Annotated in this window: 17 protein-coding genes and 1 CRISPR repeat array; of the genes, 8 read left to right on the forward strand and 9 right to left on the reverse strand. The window is 68.2% G+C overall.

The window, feature by feature from the left end; all coding sequences use genetic code 11:
• Positions 1-165: 165 nt before the first annotated feature.
• The 3 genes from ACWC5C_RS41055 to ACWC5C_RS41065 all read right to left on the reverse strand — a co-directional run bounded on the left by ACWC5C_RS41055 (position 166) and on the right by ACWC5C_RS41065 (position 4,732).
• The gene (locus ACWC5C_RS41055; protein ID WP_450884285.1) at positions 166-384 is read right to left on the reverse strand and encodes a hypothetical protein; all 219 of its coding nucleotides are present in this window, start codon (positions 382-384) and stop codon (positions 166-168) included.
• Between the two features lie 548 nt (positions 385-932).
• Positions 933-1,571: a CRISPR direct-repeat array (repeat unit 28 nt; unit sequence GAGCAACCCCCGCGGACGCGGGGCCGAC).
• A gap of 1,807 nt (positions 1,572-3,378) precedes the next feature.
• Positions 3,379-4,026 (reverse strand): hypothetical protein, encoded by a 648-nt coding sequence (locus tag ACWC5C_RS41060; RefSeq protein WP_450884287.1) that lies wholly within the window; start codon positions 4,024-4,026, stop codon positions 3,379-3,381.
• A complete protein-coding gene (locus ACWC5C_RS41065) occupies positions 4,016-4,732 on the reverse strand; it encodes a hypothetical protein (protein ID WP_450884289.1) in 717 nt (238 codons plus the stop codon). The genes ACWC5C_RS41060 and ACWC5C_RS41065 overlap by 11 nt, the downstream gene beginning before the upstream one ends.
• 754 nt (positions 4,733-5,486) lie before the next feature.
• Here ACWC5C_RS41065 and ACWC5C_RS41070 point away from each other — a divergent pair.
• Positions 5,487-6,386 carry a hypothetical protein gene (locus ACWC5C_RS41070; RefSeq protein ID WP_450884291.1) on the forward strand — a complete coding sequence of 300 codons (900 nt, stop codon included), beginning with the start codon at positions 5,487-5,489 and terminating at the stop codon, positions 6,384-6,386.
• On the opposite strand, the gene ACWC5C_RS41075 is transcribed toward ACWC5C_RS41070, so the two are convergent.
• Together ACWC5C_RS41075 and ACWC5C_RS41080 are read right to left on the reverse strand one after the other, a co-directional pair.
• Complete coding sequence (locus ACWC5C_RS41075; protein WP_450884293.1) at positions 6,356-6,796, reverse strand: hypothetical protein; 441 nt, start codon at positions 6,794-6,796, stop codon at positions 6,356-6,358. The genes ACWC5C_RS41070 and ACWC5C_RS41075 overlap by 31 nt on opposite strands.
• 2 nt (positions 6,797-6,798) lie before the next feature.
• Positions 6,799-7,254 (reverse strand): hypothetical protein, encoded by a 456-nt coding sequence (locus tag ACWC5C_RS41080; RefSeq protein WP_450884295.1) that lies wholly within the window; start codon positions 7,252-7,254, stop codon positions 6,799-6,801.
• A gap of 3,211 nt (positions 7,255-10,465) precedes the next feature.
• Here ACWC5C_RS41080 and casA point away from each other — a divergent pair.
• The 5 genes from casA (at position 10,466) to cas6e (ending at position 15,801) form a co-directional block, all read left to right on the forward strand.
• Positions 10,466-12,181: a type I-E CRISPR-associated protein Cse1/CasA gene (casA, locus tag ACWC5C_RS41085; protein ID WP_450884297.1), complete on the forward strand. Its 1,716-nt coding sequence runs from the start codon at positions 10,466-10,468 to the stop codon at positions 12,179-12,181.
• A gap of 89 nt (positions 12,182-12,270) precedes the next feature.
• Positions 12,271-12,903 carry a type I-E CRISPR-associated protein Cse2/CasB gene (gene casB, locus ACWC5C_RS41090; RefSeq protein ID WP_450884299.1) on the forward strand — a complete coding sequence of 211 codons (633 nt, stop codon included), beginning with the start codon at positions 12,271-12,273 and terminating at the stop codon, positions 12,901-12,903.
• 56 nt (positions 12,904-12,959) lie between these two features.
• Positions 12,960-14,114, forward strand: coding sequence for a type I-E CRISPR-associated protein Cas7/Cse4/CasC (cas7e, locus tag ACWC5C_RS41095; RefSeq protein WP_450884301.1), 1,155 nt, complete (start codon positions 12,960-12,962; stop codon positions 14,112-14,114).
• Positions 14,111-14,974, forward strand: a complete 864-nt coding sequence (gene cas5e / locus ACWC5C_RS41100) for a type I-E CRISPR-associated protein Cas5/CasD (protein WP_450884303.1) — start codon at positions 14,111-14,113, stop codon at positions 14,972-14,974. The genes cas7e and cas5e overlap by 4 nt, the downstream gene beginning before the upstream one ends.
• Before the next feature lie 5 nt (positions 14,975-14,979).
• Entirely contained in the window at positions 14,980-15,801 is an 822-nt protein-coding gene (cas6e, locus tag ACWC5C_RS41105) for a type I-E CRISPR-associated protein Cas6/Cse3/CasE (protein ID WP_450884315.1), read from the forward strand.
• On the opposite strand, the gene cas3 is transcribed toward cas6e, so the two are convergent.
• Positions 15,761-18,703, reverse strand: a complete 2,943-nt coding sequence (gene cas3, locus ACWC5C_RS41110; protein ID WP_450884305.1) for a CRISPR-associated helicase Cas3' — start codon at positions 18,701-18,703, stop codon at positions 15,761-15,763. The genes cas6e and cas3 overlap by 41 nt on opposite strands.
• A gap of 203 nt (positions 18,704-18,906) precedes the next feature.
• Here cas3 and ACWC5C_RS41115 point away from each other — a divergent pair, with 203 nt between their 5' ends.
• Together ACWC5C_RS41115 and ACWC5C_RS41120 are read left to right on the forward strand one after the other, a co-directional pair.
• The gene (locus ACWC5C_RS41115) at positions 18,907-20,019 is read left to right on the forward strand and encodes a hypothetical protein (protein ID WP_450884307.1); all 1,113 of its coding nucleotides are present in this window, start codon (positions 18,907-18,909) and stop codon (positions 20,017-20,019) included.
• Positions 20,020-20,108: 89 nt separating this feature from the next.
• Positions 20,109-20,972, forward strand: coding sequence for a nucleotidyl transferase AbiEii/AbiGii toxin family protein (locus ACWC5C_RS41120; protein WP_450884317.1), 864 nt, complete (start codon positions 20,109-20,111; stop codon positions 20,970-20,972).
• An 8-nt stretch (positions 20,973-20,980) separates the two neighbouring features.
• Here ACWC5C_RS41120 and ACWC5C_RS41125 read toward each other — a convergent pair whose 3' ends face one another.
• The 3 genes from ACWC5C_RS41125 to ACWC5C_RS41135 form a co-directional block, all read right to left on the reverse strand.
• Entirely contained in the window at positions 20,981-22,168 is a 1,188-nt protein-coding gene (locus ACWC5C_RS41125; RefSeq protein WP_450884309.1) for a hypothetical protein, read from the reverse strand.
• Positions 22,169-22,332: 164 nt separating this feature from the next.
• Positions 22,333-23,421, reverse strand: a complete 1,089-nt coding sequence (locus tag ACWC5C_RS41130; protein ID WP_450884311.1) for a hypothetical protein — start codon at positions 23,419-23,421, stop codon at positions 22,333-22,335.
• Between the two features lie 257 nt (positions 23,422-23,678).
• Entirely contained in the window at positions 23,679-24,185 is a 507-nt protein-coding gene (locus ACWC5C_RS41135) for a hypothetical protein (RefSeq protein WP_450884313.1), read from the reverse strand.
• Positions 24,186-24,838: the final 653 nt, after the last annotated feature.

The raw sequence follows: 24,838 nt of genomic DNA on the forward strand, positions 1-24,838 counted from the left end.
CGGGGCTCTCCTGGGAGTTGTCGGGTGAGGCTGTTCGTGCAGCTTGGCCCATGCTTGGTAGTGCGCGTACAGGAGGGCGAGGCCCACCTCGCAGCCTTCGCTCGGCAGTCGTGGCATCTCGCGGCGTGGTTGAGGGCCGTGTGTCACGCCGTGTGGGTTTCGGTCTTACGGCCGAGCCCGGGGCTGGTCATCGCGTGTGTCGGGGTCGGCGGGGCGGGTGATGGGGGTGCGGTGGAAGGGGTCGTGTTGTTTGGGGAAGCTGGCGGCGCATTTGCCGGGGCAGGCGTAGACGGTGTGGCCGCCGACGCTTGCGCTGTGCGCGATGGCGGCGATGGCCGGTTCGCTGGTCGTCTCCTGGCAGCGGGCGCAGACTTGGGGTGCCACCGGACGCCGTCCTGGCTAGTGTCGGGCTTGCTGACTACGGCGTGGGCCAAAGCCTCGTACAGCTGCCACGGGTCGGTCAGGTAGCGGTCGTGGCTGTATTCCACGCGCCAGTACGTGCCGGGGCGGGTCAGGCGGTCGGCGGGCGGGACGCCGAGGTAGGTGGTTACGCCTTCTGTCGCGGTGAGGGCGTTCACGTGCCGCAGGTTCCAGGAGCTGGCGGTGCCGCAGGGGATGAGCCACCGAGCAACCCCCGCAGACGTGGGGCCGACCAGCTCGCGCCGCGCGCACGCGCTTTGACCTAGGGAGAGCAACCCCCGCGGACGCGGGGCCGACCGGCGGTATGACCATGAGCAACGACGACCTCTACGAGCAACCCCCGCGGACGCGGGGCCACGAGCTGGAAGGCGCGAGTTCCGTGCTTCGCCCAGAGCAACCCCTGCGGACGCGGGGCCGACCAGCGGCAGCACCGACACGCTGAGCGCCACCAGGAGCAACCCCCGCGGACGCGGCCGACGATCCAATCGCCGGGGCAGACCGTGTGTCCGGCCGAGCAACTGCCGCGGACGCGGGGCCGACCTGGACCCTATGGCTCAGCTCATGGTGACGCTCGAGCAACCCCCGCGGACGCGGGGCCGACGGGCTCGGCCTGGAGCACTTCGTCGGTGTCGGGGAGCAACCCCCGCGGTCGCGGGGCCGACGGCGATCGACACCACACCGACCGGCGCCAGGACGAGCAACCCCTGCGGTCGCGGGGCCGACCCGAAGGCGGCCAACGGTGACACCGGCCAGCTCGAGCAACCCCCGCGGTCGCGGGGCCGACCCCTGGCTCAGGATGGTGGTGACGCGGCGGAGCGAGCAACCCCTGCGGTCGCGGGGCCGACATGCCGTACATCCGTGCGTTGCCGTCCATTGTGGAGCAACCCCCGCGGTCGCGGGGCCGACCCGCAACCCTGGCGCGGGCCCGGCCCACCCACCGAGCAACCCCCGCGGACGCGGGGCCGACACCGACGACTTCCTCCACCAGGGCGCCAGCATCGAGCAACCCCCGTGGACGCGGGGCCGACCCCATGCTCAGGATGTTGGCCGCCGTCTGGTCCGAGCAACCCCCGCGGACGCGGGGCCGACGCTGAGGGACCGGACGTCCTGTACGTCGATGGAGAGCAACCCCCGCAGACGCGGGGTCGACGCGCGGAGCAGCGCCCTGGTCAGGCGAGTGAGGGAGCAACCCCGCGGACGCGGGGTCGACGAAAAGTTGCGGTTCCACTCCGCCGAGTAGCCGGAGCAACCCCCGCAGACGCGGGGGGCCGACACCCGCGCAGTCTCTCGACGTTGAGATGCGCGCGAGCAACCCCGCGGACGCGAGGCCGACCGGGTTTGCCCGTGCCGCCCAAGTCGTCCTCTGAGTAACCCCCGCGGACGCGGGGCCGACCTTTCACTTGCGAAAAGTAGAAGGTGGCGGGCAGAGCAACCCCCGCAGACGCGGGGCCGACGGCACCCGACCACGCTCGGGTGACCGTGATCATGAGCAACCCCCGCAGACGCGGGCCCGACGCGGCGGCGGCCTCCGCCTCATCGGCGAGCCGGGAGCAACCCCGCGGACGCGGGGCCGACCTCATAACGCTCGGGTCATACGCGACAGAAGTCGAGCAACCTCTGTGGACGCGGGGCCGACGGGGGCGCGGCCGGATCCGGGGTGAGGTCCCAGGAGCAACTCCCGCGGACACGGGGCCGACGAGCCGGAGACTCAGGGCGAGGGCTACGTCCCGGAGCAACCCCCGCGGACGCGGGGCCGACCTGGCCTGGGCGGAGGGCACGAGCTGCACGGTCGAGCAACCCCCGCGGACGCGGGGCCGACGTGCTGTGGATCATCGCGTCCAGGTGGCCAGCGGAGCAACTCCCGCAGATGCGGGGCCGACGACCGGCTGCACTCCCACGCCGCCACCATCACGGAGCAACCCCCGCAGACGCGGGGCCGACCCGCGGTCGGGGGTCTGAGAGCTTACCCCCCCCTGGAGCAACCCCCGCAGACGCGGGGCCGGCGTGAAGACGACCAGGCCCTTCGGCCGGATGACCGAGCAGCCCCCGCAGACGCGGGGCCGACAGGGGCCCGTTCACCGGGTTCGACCTGAAGGAGGAGCAACCCCCGCGGATGCGGGGCCGACTTCCCATGATCAACTTTTTCATGACGGCCCCCTGAGCAACCCCCGCGGACGCGGGGCCGACGGCGTACAGCCCATGGTCATCAGCGGAGTGGAGGAGCAACCCCCGCGGTCGCGGGGCCGACCTGGGGCTGGGGCTGATGCCCGCCCCGTACCCGGAGCAACCCCCGCGGACGCGGGGCCGACCTCAGCTACGTCTGGGCACTCGGCGGCCGCGCCGGGCAACCCCTGCGGACGCGGGGCCGACGTTGACGGGGGCGACGATGCGGGCGGCGCACAGGAGCAACCCCCGCGGACGCGGGGTCGACCAGAAGTCGAGACTGAACAGCGGGGCGAACAAGGAGCAACCCCCGCGGACGCGGGGCCGACTCGGGAGGCGGCGAGGCGTCGCTGTATCTCTCGGAGCAACCCCCGCGGACGCGGGGCCGACCGGGTCGGCACACCTGCGTTGATCTGGCCCGAGCAACCCCCGCGGACGCGGGGCCGACGGCGCCTCGGGGGCATCGGGCCCCCGTCGTGCGAGCAACCCCCGCGGACGCGGGGCCGACGACCACGCCGGACCGGCAGGCACCAGGCCGGTGGAGCAACCCCCGCGGACGCGGGGCCGACTTCCGGAAGTTCCACGGGGACCGCTACAAGAACGAGCAACCCCCGCGGACGCGGGGCCGACCCACGCACGGTGACGTAGGGGGCCGCTGCCCAGGAGCAACCCCCGCGGACGCGGGGCCGACGTGCGGGATGCGGAAGACTTCTCCACCGTTTCGATGTCTCATGAGACGCCCGCATACCAACCTCGCGAAGACGGACGTCTTTCCTTCCGACCTGCGACAGCTCGTCAGGCTCCGGTCCGTGAGACACCCAAGTAGGCTTCGAGGGCCGCCTTGATCACTTCATAGGGCGAAGAGTCGGTTCGGCGCGCGTGAGTGTGGAGCCATTCCTCAAGGTCTGCCGGCAAGTACTTAGCACGGTTATCAAGGTTCTCTAGTGTCGTCACCCACCGGCAATTATCAGGGTTGTAACCCAGGTTGTTGTCAATCCGGTCGATCTCCTTTCCGTCCATGTAGCCATTGACTAACGCCCAGTCCCGAAAGGCGGCAAAGCCCTGCCATTCATCACAGACGGTGACGCCTTTGAGTGAATAGCGGTGCGCATTTCGATGGGTGGTGTTTTTGCAACGGTATTTCATCGATCCCCAGATGCTGTAAAGGCGGGTCTTGTGGCCACCGTGCGTTGTCGCTCTCGCCATCGTCGTCTCGCGAGCGAGACACCCGCAGCTGCGGGTGTTTCCCGATCTTAGGCTCGGAAGCCTCTTTTCCGTGCGGGTCCGGCTCTCGCATGAGCATTCAACTAGGACCCACTGTATCCACTCGCCTCTGCTGTTCTGTCGCCTCCTGTCAAGGAATTCGATGATCGTCAGCCGTCCGTAGACATCCCCGACGGCTGCCGGTGGGCGCTTCGCCGAGCCCTGACGCTTACTGGCCATGGTCGTCTCCTGCCTGCTGGTTCGCCTTGTGCCAGGCTTCCAGAGCCCGACGGATCACTGTGTAGGTGTCGACCTTGTCGTGAGCGGCCCGGGCATCGAGCGCCTCCTGTAGCGGGACGGAGAGGAACCGACTCCGGTTCATCAAGTTCTCAAGGTCGGTGACCCATCGACAGTTTTCCGGCGTGTAACCGAGGTCGTTATTGATTCGGTCGATCTCTAGACCCTCGGCGTATCCGTTCTCGTCCGCCCACTTGGCGAAGGTCAGGAAGTTGCCCCAGGCTGGGTCAACTGTTATTCCGCGACCGCCATATCGGGGGTATTTTTCGGATTTCGGATTGGAGCATCGTTCCCGCATGTTAGTCCAGACGCCGTGCAGCCGACTTCTCGATCGCCCGTGGTATCGGTATCTCTCATAGACCTGGACCTGACCGTTCCAGACCCTCTTGACGTGGATACGTGCTTCAGGGTCGTTGTCGACGCTCGCGTAGCAGTATCCGCAAGCCGATGTCTCCAACTCCTTTAATCTGTCCTCCCGGATATCCGTGTCCTTCTTGCAGGCTGTGCAACGCATCGGAACGAAGTACCGGTTGCGTTTTGGCGATTGCCCACTGCGACCCATCACGATTTTCGTGAATGATGGGCCGGTCACCTCGTGGACGCCGATCCTGGTGCCGACCGGCAGGTCCTGCCGCTTCCTCGCAGGCAACGCAACCCCCCTATTGATGGTGGACTTGACCGCATGATGGTGCTGATCTCGCCATCCTGCTGTAGGGCACTGACAATGACTGGGAGTAACGGACCCGGGATCAGCCGGAGCGTGGTGAGCCGATGGCGACGACGGTTCCGGCATGCGTGTCCAGCTGCTGGCGGAGGGCTTCGTTGTCGTGGTGGAGTGCTGCGATGACGGTGGCGGCGTCGAGCCGCCTGGAGCTGGCTTCTCTGCTGCTTGAGCTCCTCCACCTGGTCGCGGAGGGTCCGGAGTTCGTCGTCGCGGCGAGCTTCGCCAGGGGTTCGGGCGTCGGTGGCTGCTGTGCGGCGGTCCCATTCGGCGAGGATGCGGTGGACCCGGTTCATGGTGGCTCGGCTGACGCCAGCTTCCCGGTAGAGGTTCTCCTTGACCAGCCGTCCGTCGGTCCATGTGGGGCGGCGGGTGGCGATCTGACAGAAGACGCACGCCGAAGCGGCGCTGGCGTTGTGCATGAAGTCTGATGCCAGCGGTGCCCATCACGGCGGTGCGGACCTCGGCGTCGTAGGCGGGTTGACGTGCGGGTCGCGGAAGACTTCTTCAGCGTTTGGGACTCTCATGGAGCGCGAGCCGGCGGAAGCAGCGAGAGCGTTTGAAAACTCGGTTGTCGCCCGTCCCAGATGTCTTGAGAGTTAGCCTCTCAACCTCAGACCACCCGAGCGAGTGACACGAGAGCGCAAGCTCGGCAGGTCGGGTCAAGACAGGAAGGCGGGGGATGACCGCGGAAGCCAGCACAGAGGCCTTTCTGCGACTGATGGCAGACAAGCCTCGCGAACAGACGGCCTTCATGTCCCTCATCGCGGGCCTGCGGACTGTGGGGCTCGAAGCCGAACTTCTGGGAAGCCCTGAGCGGCAGGAAGGCTTGTATGGGTATGCCCCACCGATTCCTGTCGATGCGGAGGTCGCAATCAGTGGAGTCGCCGGGTTCGTCGATCACACTGTGGTGCCTGCGCCGCAAGAAGATCCCCGCCGTGTCGCCACTCAGGATGTCGTTGCGCATGAGCTGATCGGGCGGCTTCAGAACCTGGCGGCGCGAGCGCCAGGTGGTGGCCTCTGGGTGTCCATCAGTGCCGGTCCATGGCTCGGCGCTAAGAAGAAAGAGCGCGAGCTGCTGTATGACCGGGTCGTGGAGATAGCCAGGAAGGCAGTCGAACGGAGAAAGCCCTTCGTAGACCTTAAGAAGCTGCCGCAGCACCCGTTCCCCGTCCCCACGATCGGCTTCTGTGAGGCGCCGGAAGATCACCGGGTGACGATCGCTTTCGATGATCTCACCGTGGGCTGGTCCGGACGCTTCGGTCCCGATGGAAAGTGGTCGTGCACGATCGGCGAGATGCGAAACAGCGTCGGTCGTGCGATCGAGGGGAAGCTGAAGAAACAGTTGGCTCGTGTGCGCGCCGTCGAGGTGGACAAGCCGATCGGCCTGCTGCTCGACAGCAGGCCGATGCATGGAGCGAAGGGCAAACCTGAACCTGTGTTTGATCTTCCCCCCTTGGTGCTTCGACATATGATCTTTGAGATTGCTGAAGATTGGCCCGGTGTCCTGTCCAAGGCATGGCTCATCTCGCCGCATGGCCTCAGCGCGGTCTATGGCGATCCAGATGCATTCGATTGGTGACCTTGCTGCTGGGTAGGCAACGCGACAAGCGTGCCCTCCTGGTAGTGCTCGGCTCGCAGCATCTGGTTGTCGTGGTGGAGCGCTGCGATGACCGTGGTGGCGGCGGTCAGCCGCCGATTGAGTTCGGTGATCTCCTTCTTGGCTGCGGCAAGTTGTCGGCGGAGGTCGTCGATGTCGGCGTCCCGCCGGGCCTCGCCGGGGATGAGGGTGCCGTGGGTGTCGATGTGGGCGTCCCAGTCAGTGAGAACGGTCTTCGCGCGGAACATCGTGGCGGGACTGACGCCCGCTTCCAGCGCGAGGTTGTTCTTTGTGAGCCGGCCGTCGCTGAGCTGCGGCTTGCCAGCCAGGAGCCGGTCCATGGCCGCGCGGAGCTTGTGCTCGGTCTTAGCCGAGACGGTCGTGTCGGTCATCTTCACTGCTCGGCGCCAGGCCCGAAGCCGATCGGCTCGTTCGCCTTGTGGGCGTCGAACAGGTCCCGCAGGCCGCGGAACCGGGCGGCTTCGATCGCCGCGTCCAGGTGCTTGGCCCAGGACGCCGCGGAGGCGGCATAGCCCTGGGTGGTCCGGTTGGCCAGGGCCCGTGAGGCGACGTGCTTGAGCTGGATCCCCAGGGCGATCTCGGAGCCGGGGAACTGGTCGGTCAGCATGGCCATGGTTGGGCGGAACATGTGCGGGGCGACCCGCTCGGACGGGATCGGCTCCAGTCCGTTGACGTCGGTCCTGGCATTCACGTGCTCGACAAACGCCTTGATCCCTTCGTTCGCCGTGAACCGCTCCGCGTTCCTGGCCTCCCCTGCGATGCCGGTGAACAGCCGCTCCGGGTGCGAGGCGATCTCCTCGGCCAGGGTCAGAGCTCGGGCAGGCTCCACCCGGAACCGAGCGCTGGCTCGCGACTAAGGCGGTGATGGTGCACGGTCCAGCTGGAGCGACCCCCGGGGATGAGAGGCCGACGCAGCGCGCATCTCCGCGAGGATCGCGACGAGGGAGCAACCCCCGCGGACGCAGGGCCGACGACCACGTCGACGGGCACCGGCTCATCCTGCGGGAGCACCCCCCGCGGATGCGGGGCCGACGTCAGAAGGGTCAAACTAGACCCTGTTTTTCACGAGCAACCCCCGCGGTCGCGGGGCCGACCGGGCCCGGCTCGGGCTGCCATGGGTTCGCCAGGAGCAACCCCCGCGGTCGCGGGGCCGACGATCGCCCCACCGAGCGGGCGTGCCACGTAGCCGAGCAACCCCCGCGGTCGCAGGGCCGACGGCGCCAGGTACGCCGAGGAGATCCTCGGCGTCGAGCAACCCCCGTGGTCGCGGGGCCGACCGGGCCGACGGCCGCCTGATCCCGAGGAAGTGAGAGCAACCCCCGCGGTCGCGGGGCCGACAAGACCCGCACCGTCCAGCTCACCCTGTGCTGGGAGCAACCCCCGCGGTCGCGGGGCCGACCGGGCTCCCCGGGCCGGGGTGGGGTCGATACCCGAGTAACCCCCGCGGACGCGGGGCCGACCGTCACACGAGTTTCTGCCGCGAGTCGAGTCGGGAGCAACCCCCGCGGACGTGGGGCCGACGCCGCGGGCGAGCCGCCGCCGCTCGGGCCCGACGAGCAACCCCCGCGGACGCGGGGTCGACAGCAAGGATGATGACCCCATGCCCACACGCGCCGAGCAACCCCCGCGGACGCGGGGCCGACCTCCGCGACATCGCCGTCGTCGCGGAGCGGGAGGAGTAACCCCCGCAGACGCGGGGCCGACGGCCTGGCGGACAAGCTCGCCCAGATCAAGCAGGAGGCACCCGCGGGCGCGGGCCGACGGACGGCGCGCGTTCAGCGATGCGCTGCCCAAGAGCAACCCTGCGGTCGCGGGGCCGACCGCAGCTTGTCTAGGGTCAGGTCGAGCGCCTTAGAACAACCCCCGCGGACACGGGGCCGACGGTGCGAACCGTCCGGCCGAGGCGAGGGCCAGCGAGCAACCTCCGCGGTCGCGGGGCCGACCCGACCGCGCCGCAGACCCGGCCGGATCCGCGCGAGCAACCCCCGCGGACGCGGCGCCGATAGGCGAAAAGGGGAGGCGCAACTACGGAATGGAGAGCACCCCCGCGGACGCGGGGCCGATGTGTAGAACATCAGCTCGTCTACCCACAGCAGCGAGCAACCCCGCGGACGTGGGGCCGACGCTCAGAGCGGCCGGTACGCCGGTGGTCGCGGGGAGCAACCCCCCGCGGATGCGGGGCCGACGCGGCAAGGAGTTCGGGCACCGGCGGGTGGGGCGAGCAACCCCCGCGGACGCGGGGCCGACACGGTCGGCGCCCGGCACGCCCCGCACCCCGCCGAGCAACCTCCGCGGACGCGGGGCCCGCGCGGACGCGAGGCCGACTTGTCGAGCAGCGGGTCCCGCAATCCCCTAATCGAGCAACCTCCGCGGACGCAGGGCCGACCAACTGGCGACCGCGAATCCTGGCGTGGCGCCGGGGCGACCTCCGCGGACGCGTAGCCGACTTCGTGACGCCGATCATGAAGGGTGCAGTGAGGGAGCAACCCCTGCAGACGCGGGGCCGACACCGGCCGCATCGACGCCGAAGACCGGGCGGCCGAGCAACCCCCGCAGACGTGGGGCCGACAAGATCGGGATCTATCTGGCCACGCAGCAGGGCGAGCAACCCCCGCAGACGCGGGGCCGACCTCGGCCTGCACCGGGCAGGCGGCGCAAAGCGCCGAGCAACTCCCGCGGGCGCGGTGCCGACTTTCCCGCGCCGAGGACACCGAGGAGTGGGAACGAGCAACCCCCGCGGACGCGGGGCCGACGCAGGGCTTCGGCGACCAGCTGGCGCGTGGACGAGCACCCCCCCGCGGACGCGGGGCCGACCTCACCGATGCGCCAAATGCGGCCACGCTGGCGGAGCAACCTCCGCGGACGCGGGGTCGACTCGGCCATGGCTGTGGTCACTTACGGGTGCTCCGAGCAACCCCCGCAGACGCGGGGCCGACCGCGGTGAATGCCGCACGGGCCAGCTCGATCGGGAGCAACCCCCGCGGTCGCGGGGCCGACCGACGGCACTGGGGGTTGCGGCAGTACATGGGCGAGCAACCCCCGCGGACGCGGGGCCGACGGCTCGTTCGAGACCGAACGCGACCTGGGCGACGAGCAACTCCCGCGGACGCGGGGCCGACCCCGGCGCCAAGAGTCCCGCTGGCCATCTCCGGGAGCAACCCCCGCGGACGCGGGGCCGACCGACAAGCGGCAGACATCCAAGGTCCTCGACAGCCTGGAGCAACGCCCGCGGACGCGGGGCCGACGCTCCCGATAGCGCCGGTGAGCATCGAGCAACCCCCGCGGAGGCGGGGCCAACGTTCCGGGCGGCGAGTGGACCGAGGACAGTCGCGAGCAACCTCCGCGGAGGCGGGGCCGACGGCCGCCTCGGGCGGGGCCTCGACGGGGGCCTCGAGCAACCCTCGTGGTCGCGGGGCCGACGAGCGGGAAGTACTTGATCTCTTCCGGGCTGGCGAGCAACCCCCGCGGACGCGGGGCCGACTACGGTAGCAGGGGGGCGCCGAACGTCTGGCGCCCCAAGCAATCCCCGCGGTCGCGGGGCCAACGAGACGGAGTTCCCCACCGAGGCGCTCCGCAACGAGCAACCCCCGCGGCGCGGGGCCGACGTCGCGCCGGTGGTGCAGCCCTGATGGCGGCCAGAGCAACTCCTGCGGACGCGGGGCCGACTGCAACGCCGGAGCGGACAACCTCCGCAATGCCGAGCAACCCCCGCGGACGCGGGGCCGACCGAAGCACAACCGGGCGCCACTGATCAATACCTGAGCAAACCCCGCGTGTGCGGGGACCACCCACACCATCATTCCTGACCCTCCAGCGAGGGAACAGCCCCGCGTGCGCCGGGACCACACCGCACCTCCCGGCGATCACCTCGCTTGCCCCGGGTGGGGCCAGGTGGGCGTCGGGACGCGCCGGAAGACAAGTGCCTGGCAGGGGACTGTGGGGTGCATTTTGGCATTTCGCGACGGATCTGGGGCCCGCTGTGTCATGATGCCTTTCGCATCTTATGACGTAGATGCTTGGGGGAAGCGAAGTTGTGTAACTTGCTGGACGATGCATGGCTGTCCGCGCGTGCCTCGAACAATGTCCCGGGGGAGGGACCTCAGAGGCTGGGCACTTTCGAAGACGTTGGCGTACGACGGCTCCTTCTGGCGGCAGAGCAGTTCCAGGATATCGCTGTTGATCTGCCTACCCAGAAGCCCGCGATTTTCCGTCAGCTGCTGCTGCCCATTGTCGTAGACGCCCTGGGACGGCCGCGGGATGCCGCTGAGTGGTCTGCGTGGTTCGCGGCCGGGACCTTCTCTCTCAAGCAGCGCGAAAAACTCACTGCCTATCTTGACGCACATCGTCACCTATTCAACCTCTTCGACAGGGACGAACCCTTCGCTCAGGTAGCGGGTCTGCGTACCGCCAAAGACGAGACCAAGGGGTCTGCGCTTCTCGTTGCGACGGCTGCTACCGGCAACAACGTACCGCTGTTCTCTTCCCGTTCGGAAGGGGACGCCCTGGAGCTGACCCCGGCACAGGCCGCACGCTGGCTGCTGCACACCCACTGCTGGGACACCGCTGCGATCAAGACAGGTGCGGTGGGCGATCCGCGCGTGAAGGTGGGGAAGACGACGGGTAATCCGGTCGGCGCCCTGGGGCAATTGGGTGTCGTCATGCCCATGGGGCGTACCGTCTACGAAACTCTTCTGCTCAACATTTCCTTCGGACAGCCCATGCTGTCCGACGATCTTCCCCAGTGGAAACGGCGCAAGCGGGATGGCCGGATAGAGGGGACGCTTTCCTGCGCCACACCGGCTTGGCAGACGCGCCCTTCTCGTGGGCTGCTGGACGTATGGACCTGGCAATCGCGCCGTATGCGGCTAATTCCGGAGGAGACCTCGAGCGGGACGCGGGTCACACGGGTCGTCGTCGCCGCGGGGGACCGGCTGGAGGGCACGCCCGACCACGAACCACACACTGCCTGGATTGTCGACAGTGCCACCGCCCGCGGCAAGAAGACAGGCCAAGGGAAGGCCGTCCCTCCTGTTCGTCCTCGACGTCATCAGACGGGTCGTGCGGCTTGGCGGGGACTGAACGCCCTGCTTGCGGTTGATCGCGCCGGGGAACAGATCGATGCGACGGACGATCGTGCAGGTTTCCACACCAGCGTTCTGCTGAGCCGGATCAGCGCGGCCAGGGATCGGATGCCTCCGGAGTACCCGCTCCAGGTAGAGCTGACCGGTATCGCCTACGGCAACCAGTCCGCCGTGATCGAGGATGTCTTCTTCGATGAGATCCCCCTGCCGTTGACCGCGCTGAACCCTGACGGCATCGTGTGCGGATCGCTTCTGGAGGCTGTGAGCCAGGCGGAAAGTCTTGCCGACGCGGTCAACCACCTCTCTGCTGATCTGCGGCGCGCAGCCGGCACCGATCCGATCCCCTGGGACAAGGGACAACGCCCCGGAGACACGCTGCTCCACGCCCTTGACCCCGTGGTACGGCGCCTTCTGGTCGGTCTGCGCTCGGTCGGTGAGGACTTCGAGCAGTCCGAGCGCGGCCTGACGGCATGGGAGCAGAAGGCCGGACGTGAAACCTGGAAGGTGGCCGAACAGGTTTTGTCGACAGCCGCCCCAGGCGTTTTTACCGGCAGAAGGATCGTGACGAAGGACGGCAAGGAGCACTTCTACCGGCTCAGTCGTGCTGAACGCACCTTCAGGGACCGCACGGATGAGATCCTCACCCGCCGCGCAGCGATGCGGAAGGCTTCTTGAGCGGCAGGCCAGGCCCCGCTTTTCCGCTCGTCCCGCCATCACACCGAACACGACCGATCGGCCGTCCGACGAAAGTTAGGGGGACCGCCGTGTCTGCCACACCCGAGACCGGCCCCAGCAGCACCACCGAATCTTCAGCCGCCACGCCCGTGCGCCGTTACTGGAGCCAGCGCGTACGGAACGACGGGACTTGGCGAATCGACCCCAAGAGCGGAGCTCTCGCCAAGGCCCCGGGCGAAGACCTCGCTGCCCTGCGCTCCGGTCTGGGGCAGCCTGCCGGCACGGTCCCGACGCTCTGGCCCTTCTACACCAGCCCGACGGATGGGCATGTCACCCATGAGCTGGAAGCTGAACACGCGGCCCTGTCGCTCTACGGTCTGCATCAGCAGAGCCAGTCCCAGCCCATGCACAAGCACGGTGTCGGGCTGGGGGCAGCCCTGCGCAAACTGCGTCACGACGACCGGTTCAGCACCGAAGCTGTCGACCGCCGCGTCGCAGCCGCAGTGAACACCACATCTGTGCCCACCTTGGTGTATCGGCTCCGGGGGCTGATCACGCAGCTTCGATCCATCAAAGTGCCGCTGGACTACGACCAGTTGCTGCAGGACATCAAGAACTGGCACTACCCCGAGTCACGCCGACGGGTCCGCCGCACTTGGGGACTGGCCTACCACTCCTGGAACGGCCGCACGGCCAAGCCGGGCCCCGCCAACACCCCCTAGTGCTCCTACGGCAGCGCCACTACACCCGTCCACAGACCGAAAACCCGGAGGACCGCATGGTGCTCACAGCGCCTCGCACCTACATCGACGTCCACATCCTGCAGACAGTGCCCCCGGCCAACCTCAACCGTGACGATCAGGGCAACCCCAAGGAGGCGTACTACGGCGGTGTACGACGGTCTCGCGTCTCTTCCCAGGCATGGAAGCGTGCCACCCGCCTTCACTTCACCGAGCGCATGCCCGAGCAGGACCTGGCGACGCGCACGAGGCGCATCCTCAACGCTCTCGCAGGCCTGATCGAGGACGGAACCGACCTGGACTCCGAGGCTTCGTCCCGGTTGGCCGGTGCCTTGCTGGCGCCCTTGAAGATCAGCGCCGGGAAGAAAGAGGGGGACACCGCGTACCTGTTCTTCTACGGCCGCCGCCAGCTCAACGCCGTGGCTGACCTCGTCCGTGACCGTGCGGCCGAATTGGCCTCCCTGGACGACACAGAGCTGGCAGCCGAGATCGACCGTTTGCCGGTGCAGGAAAAGTTCAGCACCGGGCATCCGATGGACGTCGCCCTCTTCGGGCGCATGGTGGCCGACGTTCCCGCACTGAAGGTTGACGCCGCGACCCAGGTCGCCCACGCCCTCTCCACTCATGCTGTCGAGCTGGAATTCGACTACTTCACGGCTGTTGACGACGAGACCATGAAGGAGCAGGAAACTGGCGCCGGCATGATCGGCACCATCGGCTTCAACTCCGCCACTCTGTACCGCTACGCCTCGGTTAGCCTCCACCAGCTCTTGCACAACCTCACCGACGAGGAGGCAGCGGTTACCGGCGTAGAGGAGTTCGTCACCTCGTTCGCCCGCTCCATGCCCACCGGCTACGGCAACTCCTTTGGTCACCGCACCCTGCCCAGCCTGGTCGCGGTCGTCGTGCGCGCCGACCAGCCGGTCAACCTTGTCTCAGCCTTCGAGGAACCGGTCGGATCCAGCTCCGGAATCGCCGCGGACTCCGCTCGCCGCTTGGCGCGCGAGTACGCCACCGCCACCAGTGTCTGGGGCGACACCCCCGCATTCACCGCCCTGTGCCACACCTTCGACTCCTCCGAGACGACCGCGGAGCGGCTCAAGGACGCCTTCGGCGAGCCCGTGGCCTTTCCGAAGCTGCTGACCGGCCTGCGTGCTCACCTCACCGATACGGTCAAGCGAGCCGCCCGATGACCAACCCTTCGACGGCAGCCCCCGACCCCCAACAGGCCGAGACCGAGGCAGTACTCCTGCTCAGGCTGGCCGCCCCTCTCCAATCGTGGGGCTCCCGCGGCGCCTTCAACCGACGCGAGACCAACCCGGAGCCGACCAAATCCGGTGTGATCGGTCTCCTCGCGGCGGCGGCCGGACTGGCCCGCGAGGCCCCGCTCGACGAGCTGACGCCGCTGCGCCTCGGAATTCGAGTCGACCAGCCCGGTACGTTGCTGCGCGACTACCACACGGTCAGCGACTTCCGCGGTCGGCCACTGCTCCAGGCCGGTGTCTCGGCCAAGGGCCTCCAGAAACCAACCTCCCCGGCCAAGTACACCCATGTGACCACCCGCTACTACCTCCAGGACGCGGTGTTCGTGGCCGCCGTTGCCGGCCCTCGTGACCTGCTGTGCACCCTGGATCAGGCCGTTCGGGCTCCCTTCTTCCCGCTCGCCCTCGGCCGCCGCTCCTGCCCGCCCACTCAGCCGCTCGCTCTCGGCCTACGGGAAGGAAGCCTGGAAGACGTCCTGCGAGACGAACCCTGGCAGGCAACCCGTCGAGCCCGCGAGCAGTATGCCGCCCAGTGCGGACGGGAGCAGGACCTGGACCGGCCGCTGTATCCAGCGCGCATCGATCGCTCAGTCACCATCGAAGACCCCGAAGGCGACGACGTCCTTCACGATTCGCCGGTCTCCTTCGACCCGTACGCCCGCAGCTTCACCAGCCGACGCGTACGGCACGACTGGCTGAGTATCCCCACCGGTTTCCCCCGGCCCGACACCACACACGACGACGCGGACGAAGCCGCCGGACACGACCCTTTCGCCCTGCTGGGCTGGTGATCGCCATGACCTACCTCTCCCGTATCCGCATCAACCCCCTCCGTGCCGAGAGCCGCCGTTTGCTGGCCAACCCGCGTGCCATGCATGGGGCCGTCATGGGTGGCCTTCCCGAGGCCTCGCACGGTGACCGCGTGCTGTGGCGGCTGGACGCCGACGATTCGCGCCGCCCTCATCTGTTCGTGCTCACCCCCGGCAAGCCCGACTGGACCCATATCGTCGAGAAGGCCGGCTGGCCCGACGCCGAGGGAGAACACGCCGCTGTCCGCGACTACGCCCCGCTCCTCGGCCACATCGCCGTCGGGCGGGAGTTCGCGTTTCGCTTGACCGCCAGCCCCGTACAGAACACCCAGACGCCGATCAGCCCTACCCCGACGCAAGCGGCCCGCCTCGCGGCTGCGGCTGACAGCGACCGCAAACGGGTACGTGGTTTCAGGCTGGGCCACCGCACCGCGGCTGCCCAACTGAACTGGTTTCTGACGCGTACCGAGCGGTGGGGGTTCGACATCCCCGTATCCCGCACCGACACCCCGGCACCCGGCCTGGTCGACGGCCCCACCGTCGGTGACGCCCGGACCACCGAGGACGGGCCGAGAGACGCGGACCCTGCGCGTGACGTCCGTATCACCGCACGCCAACGGCACTCCTTCGTCAAGAACGGGAAGGGGCCCCGCGTCACCTTCCACAGCGTCACCTTCGAAGGACGCCTTCAGGTAGCCGACCGAGCCACCTTCATCAGGTGCCTGTTGGAAGGGATTGGTCCTTCGAAGGCGTACGGCTGCGGTCTGCTCACCCTCGCCCCGCTGCGGAACCGGACGGCTGCGTCGTGACCGGCCCCTCGTCCACGAGTCCGAGTATCGAGTCGTAGCGCAGCCTCCGCCCTGAAAGGCAAGCGGTGCCGTCGTTGTCGAGGACCAGGGCCCGATGTCGGTTCAGCCGTTCGTGCTTGCCCCAGCCTGGCGGGACGGATAGCTCCTCCGCTCCGGAACCGCAGCTTGCGGGCAACCTGACCGTGTCGGCGAGAACCTCGTCGACGAGGTCGTTGTCAGCGATGGCACCTTCCCTGGCCAGAACACTTCCGGGCAGTGTCCGGTACTGCGAACCGTCGTGGATCACGAGGACGGCCTCCACTCCGGGGTCCCGGTCCCGGACCAGGGCGGTCAGCCCGGCCTCGCCCTTGGCGGGAGGCACGGCGACGTAATGGAGATCGGCCAGCGTGGGGGCCTCTCGGTCACTGCGCCGCGTCAGAAGATGGTAGGAAGCCTTCCCGACGCGCTCACGTCGCTCGGTCTGCTCTTGTCTCCCAGCCGCTTCGGTGTCGCCCCGCCACGCCGCCGGGACGTCGTCATCGCCGCCGTAACCGTCCGCCACCAGAGAAGGAATATCTCCTGGGAGGCTCCAGCCGCCGGACTGTCCGGCTGCTGTGAACACCATGGCCGCCGTGCGCAGAAGGAGATGGCGGCCGTAGAGGGCCTCGGCGCAGCCGGGAAACCGTGGGGTGCCACGATCGAGCGGGTTCGCGTCGGCGCCCTCCTGACCGGCGATCGTGCTCCCGGGGGCCCAGCCCGTCACGATCACACGCGGCCTGGCCAATCGGCCGGGGCGGTGCACGTCGTCGCAGCGGTGCAGTCGACCGATCCGCTGCAGCAGCGAATCGATCGGGGCCAGGTCGGTGATCAGAATGTCCACGTCGACATCGAAAGCCTGCTCGGCCACCTGGGTGGCGACCACGATCGTCCGGGGCCGGCCCGGTGCCGTGCCGGTCGGCCGTGGGGCGAGCCGGTACAGACAGTCCGCCGTGCGATCAGCACGCACCCCGATCGTGAGCTGCTCGTGCAGCAGCAGGACCTGATCGCCGAAGCGCTCACGCAACACGGTGCACAGCGTCTGGACCCGTTCGACGGTGTTGCGGATGACCAGGGCGCATCCGCCTTGCCTCAGTTCTTCTTCGAGCCGGTCCGCGACTGCCGTGTCGGCGGACGCCCTGGCTGCCCGATGCTCCTCGACAGTCGCGTTCCCGTCGGGTACTGGCTCCGGCAGGAGAGCGACGGTGAGGGGCCGATCCGTGCGCCAGCTGTTACAGGACGGTGCGGCGGAGCGGTGGCCGGTGCCGTCCGGTGCGTTCCAAACGGCGGTGACGGAGGGGTACCCCTGGGGGTGGCGGAGGTCGTCCGCCGTGAACTCCTCACGTCCCGAGGCCCCGGCCAGGTAAGCGTCGACCAGCGCCTGGCGCTGCGGTGCCGGCAGCGTCGCGGACAGGAGCACCACCGGTATACCTGCCTGACCGAACCAGCGCAGGCCCTCGAGAAGGAACTGCGAGGTGTAGACGTTGGTGGCGTGAACCTCGTCGAGCATGACGACCTTCCCCACCAGCCCCGCCATGCGGAGCATCACGAACTTGGTGCGGGTCGTGGCGTACAGCAGCTGGTCCACCGGCCCCACCACGAAGGGGCACAGCAGACCACGCGCGTACCCGAAGAACCATTCGGCGGGTACCCGTGCCACCGCCTCGCCGCCCCGCAGCCCCTGCGCATCCTCCTCGCCGCATTCGCTGACGGCGGCGAGCCTGACCTCCGGTGGCTCACTCAGCAGGGCGCTCCACTCCCTATTGAAGGTCCGCTTGCCGTGGAGCAGGGCCACCCGCCCGGCCAGATCCTCGTCGATTCGGCTCACCCACCTTCTGACCTGCCCGAACATGGGGTCTTCGGTGGACCATTCCGGCATGCCGACGAAGACGCCGTCCGCGCCGAACTTCGCGGCCAGGATCTCCGCCGTCATCAGCGCGGCCCTGGTCTTGCCCTCGCCCATCGGCGCCTCGATGATCACCAGGCCAGGAGCCTCCATCCGCCGAGCCGTCTCCATCGCCAGCTCCTGGGATGGCCGCGGTGTGCACCCGAACCGCATCGCGAAGGCATTCGACGGTGGCTCGGGCAGCTCCCCCCAGCCGTTCTGCAGACCGAGCTTCCGCCATGCTGCGGTGGCCCGTTGCCGTGCACGCGTGAAACTCACGTCGGCCAACTCATCGAGTCCCGGGAAGCCGGACCCGCTGGCGATCCAGTCCGCCATCACGATGAGCCCGCTCAGGTGCAGTTGGAAGGCCCGTGTGGGCACCGAGACGGGGGCGGGGGCGGTGAACGAGGCCAGGCCCAGCTCCTCGGCAAGGCGTCGGGCGAGTGCGAGTTGCACCTCCGCCCAGCGCTCGTTGCCCTCCAACTGGCCTCGTGCCTTGAGGTCCGGCTTCAGTGCGCTCTCGACGGGGAAAAAGCCGTGATGCCCCGCTACCAGAGGCCACACCCAGGCAATGTGTTCGTCAGGCCATCCGGCGCTCGACAGCAGCCGTCGTAGGAGATGGCCTCCGGCGCGTCCGTGATGCCATTCGAACCGTCTGGCGGTCGGCTCGTGCCATCGCAGACCGGCCGCTTGTACGGCTTCCGCCTCTGGTCGCCACCGCCGTTGGTAGGCGGGCGTGGCCTTTCCAAAGTCATGCACTCCGCAGAGCCACACGAGCAAGTCCCGCCCCTTGCCCGCCCCGCCGGCTGTGTCGTCCAGCAGCCGCCGGGTGGACGGTGCCAGATAGCGCTCCCACATGACGTCGGCGACAGCCGCCGTATCGAGCATGTGCGACAGGAGTAGATTCATCGTCCCGTTGGAATGGCTGGGTGTCTTTCCCACCAAAGCGCCCAGTGCCGCGTGGACGTCCAGGCTGTCGCCCGGGGTCGGAATACCGGTCATGCTCCCCCTCTTCGCCGCCTGCCAGCCAGGCTAGGTGATATGGGGTGCCCACCCGGTGACATCATGCGGTCGTGAGAGACGAGGTCACCGAGTCGAACAGGGCACTCAGCACGAGTCTTCGTCAGGACCTGCTGACCGAGTGGGTCCCGGACGCCCTCGGCGCCACCGATGTCCTACGGGATCTGGCTGACGGAACCGTTCTGATGCCGGAGCGTCTCGACGTCGGATTGCTTCGAGTGCCCTTCGCCCGCCGGATGGAGACTGCCCCCGTGGTACCTCCGGTCGTACGTGCCCATACGCACCAACTGGTCGAGCGCTCTCTCCATCGCCATGAGCTGCGCCCGGAGGTGTTCAGCTACCGTTCGCTGGACTGGGACTACCGCTCTGCCTACCGGGCGCGGCAGTCCCGTTTGCGTGTACTCGGATGCCGGGGAGATCTGCCGCTCGTCCTCAGGATCGACGTTCACCGCTTCGGCCAGTCGCTTCCGCTGCGCGCGCTGCTCGATACTCCCTGGATGACTGGTGAGTTGGCGCACCAATTGACCCAACTGCACCGCGCCACGGGGCGGTGTCTCCTGCCTGGGCACCTCTGGGCCAACCGGCTCGGCTCCGCGGCGCTGGCCCCGATCGACGCCCTCCTGGCCACGTCGGCCCCGAACCGGTGGCTGCGCTGGGGCGACGACTGGCATGTCTTCGTCCGTGACAGGGGGGAGTCGGAGCAGATCCGCGGTGCCGTGGAAGCCGGGCTCGAAACCCTCGGACTGCGTCTGTCCGAAGAGAAGAGCACCACCGAGCCGGTGAACGACGTGTTGGCGGGGCCAGTACGCGACGTCGCGGGCAACCCGCACGAGGTGTGGCGCCGGGGCATACGGGACGACGATGTGCGCTCCCTCAGGTACGCCCTGGCCCGTATCGAGCCCGACCCGGAGGTGTCCCGGAGCATCCCCGGCATCGTACGAGCATGTCCGGGGCTGCTGCCGCGTGCGGTCCAGTACCTCGACCGCGCGGCGGCTACCTCAGCCGGTTACGAGGCGGCACGTGAGCTCCTGGAAACCGCCGGCTCGGACGTGTTCGTGGCCGCACGGCTGCTCGCCTTGGCCGGCCGGCATCAGGAGCTGGCGTCGGGCGTTCCTGACAGCGTACTGGCCCTGGCCGCCGACTGCGGAATCTCCGGGGTGCGGGCACTGGCGGCGCGCGTCGCAGTGTGCAGCGGACGTCGGAGGATGCTGCCGAAACCACCACCGCGTCTGCTGCGGTGGATCTCTCAAGGGGCGGATATCCGGCACGATCCGCCTTCCGTGGCCACTCTCCTGTGACACCGTCATCCTGGTGACCGAACGGACACATGAGCGAGGGGGCAGCGATGGAACGGCGGCACGGAGCATGGGAGAACGCCGACGGGACCATGCTTCCCACAGCTGACCGATACCTGGTCCAATCCGTAGCGGTGGTCCTCTCGAGTATCGACCGGCTCCTGCCACCGGAGGGTTGGCACCTCAAAGGGTCGACAGCGATCCTCGGGTGGATCGGCCCATCAGCCCGGCTGCCCAACGATGTCGACCTGGCCCTCTCGGCGAGCGCGGGCCGACTGCTGCTGTCCGCTTCCGAACTCCCCCCGGGGCCTCAGAGGGAAAGCATCCAACTGGTGCGTTCGGAACCCGTGGTGTTCAGCTCGCCGGACAGGGCGACCGTGCACCGGGCATTGATCCGTGTACGGGCGGGGCAGGACATCGGGACGGCCCTGCTCAACATCCTGCTGGTGCCGGATGCCCAGGCAGCGGCCGACAGCCGCACCGCACGGCTCGAATTCCCCGGCCTGCCCTCCTTGGTCACCGTACCGGCGGCGACCCTCAGCCGGTGCCTGGCGCAGAAGCTGCTGCGCTACACGCGACAGCGCGGCGGCGGCAAGATCAATACGCGCTGGACCGATCTCACGGATTTCCTGTTGGCCGCCGCGAGCCCCATGGCCCCCGCACTGTTCCTGGAGGAGGTACGGCGTGACGTGGCGATCGAATTCGCCGCCATGGGCCGGCAATGGCCGACGCACCTTCCTCCTCCGCCAAAGGAATGGCTGGACTTCTGGGACACGACATCCTTCCGGGACGGGCTGGAGTTCGGACGCCTGCCCGAGGCAGTGGATCGGCTCGCGCGCTTTTGGAATCCGGTACTGGAGACGCCAGTGGCTCCGTACGGTCCGCCCACCGCCCCGGCACGAGTGGTGGAGCCACAGGTGTGGTCGTGCGGCGCATGGCAGTGGGCGGCCCTATGAGCCGACTGTCACGCCTTCGCCTCCGTGTCCTGCATGGATGCGAAGAGCCGATCAAGACGGGCTTGTGCGGCGGGTGGCAGGTGCTGATGCCACCACTCGCGCCATCGTCGTGCGTGCGCGAGATGGTGGAAGCCTGAGGTTCCGGGACCTGCCTTCCGCAAAGCGGACAGGAAGTCGATCACGGAATTGGCCGCTCGGGCGCAGAGAGGGGTGCCGAAACCGTGGAGGAGACGCTCTTGGTGTCCCGTGCCTTTGAGGGTCTTGGTCACATGGAGGCTGAAGTGCGCGTGGCGGCTGGCCGAGGCGAGTCCCAGCTCGTCCAGAGGCGCCACCCCAGCACCACTGTGCATGCGGCCTGCGCTCGCGCCGTTCGCAGTGATCAGCGCCGCACGCATGAGCGCGGTATCGGAGACGACGCCGGATAGGCCGTCCCCCAGCGTCGCGAAAAGCCGGCCACCGGCCGTGACCGCGTCGTTGAGGGTTCGTAGATGGGTTGCGAGCTGCGATTCACGCTGTATCCGAAGCCCGTATGCCCGGTCCAGAACGTCCGTCACCCGTAGGGATCCATCCAGCCAAGCCGTGGCCAAGGGGAGCAGCTCGTGTGCGCTGCCCTCCGTAAGACGCTCCCCGCTCTCGCGGTCGAGGGTTCCCCACTCGATATCGTGAACGTCGCTGACCGCGTAGACCCCGCGATGTGGTGATTTCTGCGAGAACTCGGCCCAGGCGTCGGCCGAAGGCACTCCGGGAAACCGCGGATCTTCTCCCGGAGCGGCCCCCGGGACCGTGGTGCCACTGCCGAGTGGTCGGACGAGGACGCCCGCGAGCAGCGAGGCACCCCGCTCAGGTGACAGTAGTTCCGGCACTCGTAGCAGGACATCGTCGGCCCGGTAGGGCCGAAGGTCCGGCCGGTCACGCCGTAACCGAGCGGCCATCGACGTGGCGTAGCAGGCCCGCAGCAACCGTTCACGCCGCGCGTCGTCGCTTCCGTTGAAGGAGACGAGGCCCAAGGCCCAGCCATGCCGGACCTCGCTGTCGCTGCTTGCAGCCGCCGCTTCAATGGACAGGCTCGCGGGGAAGGTATGTTCCCCTGCTCTGATCAGGACCAGATCCTTGCCGTAGTACGAAGGGTTCCATGCGGCACCGAGGCGATGGCCGATCGCCGTCAGGCTCTGCCGGACTCGTGACAGCCCGGCCATATGATCTCCTCTGTCTTCCACCACGGCCCGTAAAGCGCTCGTGACGACGACCACGGTCGCTGTTTGATGTCGCTCACGGGCGAACTGGGCGAGTACGTCCCCCGTGTCGGCACATCCGGGCGGATATCCGGGGGCATGCCGTGGCGGCCAGGCGAACGTCTGCGTCACTGGCCACCCCGTCGTTTGCGCCGGAAAAGGTCCACGAACAGCCGGCGCAGCCCCGGGAAAAGCGTGACGAGGCCTATGGTGACCACGCCAGTCGCGACGAGGATTCGGAACAGCGATGAGGCTCCGGCCTGTGGAAGCCCCTGCCAGATGGCGAGCCCCGTGGTCAACGGCAGGCCGACGGCGGCGAGCAGCCCGAGTATGGCGTTGGTCGTCTCCGTCTCGGCGGATTGCACCTGGCGGGACAGTTCGCCGAGGTCGTTGACGAGGCTCTGCAGCGACTGCGACAGTCCGGCGCTTTGCTGCCATGCCCGGACCATGGCGTCGACGGTTCCTTGCCGACCGAAGTCGGCCGCCCAGTAGCTACGGCGGAAGACGAGGAGATCCCTTTCCAGCTGCGCCACTTTCCGCCGACGGGGTTCGTGCGCGCCGATCCGCGCCACTTCGCTGCCGAACGCGTCCAACACGATCTGCTGCAGCCTGGCCAGGGCCAGGGCGTCGGCGTACAGCGTTGCCAGGTGGTAGCTGGTGCCGTCGTAGTAGTTGCGCGGAACTCCGACACCCGGATCGTGCTCGGTGCCGACCAGGGTGAGCCCGCGAACGCCTAGCACGCCCCGGACTTTGGTGGGCAGCGGCAGGCGCATGCCCTGGAGCTGCTCCACCGCTTCTGGGCCGGGCGGATACAACGTCGCGTGGTGCAGGTGCCACAACCACTGATCGGTGGGATCCCAATTCCGCTGCGCACGCCCTGGATGCAACCGCACCAGGCCGCTCTGGGCGGTGACGAGCGTGCAGTGCACCGCCTCGCGTTCGGTCTCGGCGATCACGCACCCCGAGGGCAGCTGCCGTGCGACCCAAGCTCGCTGGGTGCCCTGCCCGTGGTGAGGGTCGATGTCCGCACATTCCTGGAGTGTTTTCGGCAGCCGTGTCGGCGGATCCGGTGGCAGGGTGCCGTGGAGAAGCGCCACTCCGTTCGCCTGGACCCGTGAGCCCATGTCCTTCAGCGCACCGAGCGCGGTGTCATTGAGACGGACCAACTCGATGGCCGAAAGCTGGAAACGGGAGGGCGACGCTTCACCTTGGGCCACCTCACGATGCCATCGGACTTGCTGCCCCCATAGGAGCGGTTCGAGGTGCAGCTGGGTGTATGCGGCACGACGGGATGCGCTGGACACCACCTCATCGGGGCGGCCGACCCGCCAGCGTCGCTCCAGAGGGCCCGTACGGAAGGGCGCCCCTGGGGTCTCATCGATGTGGACAGCGATGATCAGGACGGTATCTCTGCGGATCAGCGTCCGAGGATCGTCCCGCCCCGCCGTGCGTCCATGGCGATTGCCTGCAGGGCTCACCCGAGGCAGTCCAACGCATCACGAAGGTAGCCACGCCGCTCCGACGCCCCCACGTGCCGCCACTGCTGCGGCTCCTCGGAGACCTCGCCCCGCACCAGTACACGGGCGTGGCGACTCATTGGCACACCCCTGGCGACCAACGTCATCGTGCCGGGCAGTGCTCGCGCACGGTGGAAGGCGAAAGCCGGCATGCTGTATTCATTGCCTGCGCATACCACCGCTGTCTGATGTCCTGTAACGATCACTCGCTCCCTGACACTCGCGTCGAACCGGTATCCCGATTTGTGGGGCTCGTAGTGGATGACCCGATAGCCCGCAGCGTGGGACGTTCGCGTCTTGAGAAGGGAGTCGTCGACCTCGGCGATGTCCAACAAGGTGTTGTATATGGTTCCGCATAACACGGTGGAAGAGAAGTCCCAACGGTGGTCGTGGGCTTGTGTGTCTTCGTCGCCGGCCAGCCAGATATGAAGGAAAAACCGCCTCGAGTTCTTGGCGGCTCGCACCAAGGGCAGCTTGACGAACCCATTCGGGTGGGCCACGGGTGCGGCTGTTGCGGGAGCGAGGAGTGTCGTGTCGTAGGTGTCGTGCAGCGCAGCGATGAGTGCGGACTTGGCGAGCTCTCGTGAGACAGGACCGGAGGCTGCAGCATCGGCGTAACGCGGAACTGGCTCCGTCTCTGAGGCGCTGATTCGATCTGTTCGCACAATGCTCCTCGTCTCGCGTCGCTCACTGACAGCCAGCCTAAGCGACGGGGGGTGATTGACGCCGCCCCAGCATTCGGACGGCCAGTCATTCCCCTACGGGGGTCCGGGTACTCCCATCGGCTACTCAGTGTCCGCCTGCTTTACAACGGCTCTGATGGTGGCGAGTTGCGCGCGAGCTGTGCACCAGTCGCCGAGGGCTGTATACCCCGGACGCTCCGCCCCCTGTGAAGGGGGGCAGAGCCAGCCCCGCGGGTGCGGGGACCACCCGAGGCCAAGGAGGACGGCGCCCTCGAACTTAGGACCAACCCCGCGTGCGCGGGGACCACCGCCGCAGCGGGTGCAGCCCGGGGCCCATGCTGGGACCAACCCCGCGTGCGCGGGGACCACAGGAGTTGACCTGGGGCTTTATGTGGCTGGGTGCTCGTTTTCCATCACTTTCGTGAAATCCGTCA

The organism is Streptomyces sp. NPDC001700, assembly GCF_053596435.1.

What these genes read in the sequence shown, in the direction of transcription:
- ACWC5C_RS41075 (WP_450884293.1), bottom strand. Translation starts at nt 6,796, where the DNA reads ATGACCGACACGACCGTCTCGGCTAAGACCGAGCACAAGCTCCGCGCG.
- ACWC5C_RS41125 (WP_450884309.1), bottom strand. Translation starts at nt 22,168, where the DNA reads ATGGCCGGGCTGTCACGAGTCCGGCAGAGCCTGACGGCGATCGGCCAT.
- ACWC5C_RS41070 (WP_450884291.1), top strand. Translation starts at nt 5,487, where the DNA reads ATGACCGCGGAAGCCAGCACAGAGGCCTTTCTGCGACTGATGGCAGAC.
- cas5e (WP_450884303.1), top strand. Translation starts at nt 14,111, where the DNA reads ATGACCAACCCTTCGACGGCAGCCCCCGACCCCCAACAGGCCGAGACC.
- ACWC5C_RS41115 (WP_450884307.1), top strand. Translation starts at nt 18,907, where the DNA reads ATGCCGGAGCGTCTCGACGTCGGATTGCTTCGAGTGCCCTTCGCCCGC.
- cas3 (WP_450884305.1), bottom strand. Translation starts at nt 18,703, where the DNA reads ATGACCGGTATTCCGACCCCGGGCGACAGCCTGGACGTCCACGCGGCA.
- cas7e (WP_450884301.1), top strand. Translation starts at nt 12,960, where the DNA reads ATGGTGCTCACAGCGCCTCGCACCTACATCGACGTCCACATCCTGCAG.
- ACWC5C_RS41060 (WP_450884287.1), bottom strand. Translation starts at nt 4,026, where the DNA reads ATGGCCAGTAAGCGTCAGGGCTCGGCGAAGCGCCCACCGGCAGCCGTC.
- ACWC5C_RS41120 (WP_450884317.1), top strand. Translation starts at nt 20,109, where the DNA reads ATGCTTCCCACAGCTGACCGATACCTGGTCCAATCCGTAGCGGTGGTC.
- cas6e (WP_450884315.1), top strand. Translation starts at nt 14,980, where the DNA reads ATGACCTACCTCTCCCGTATCCGCATCAACCCCCTCCGTGCCGAGAGC.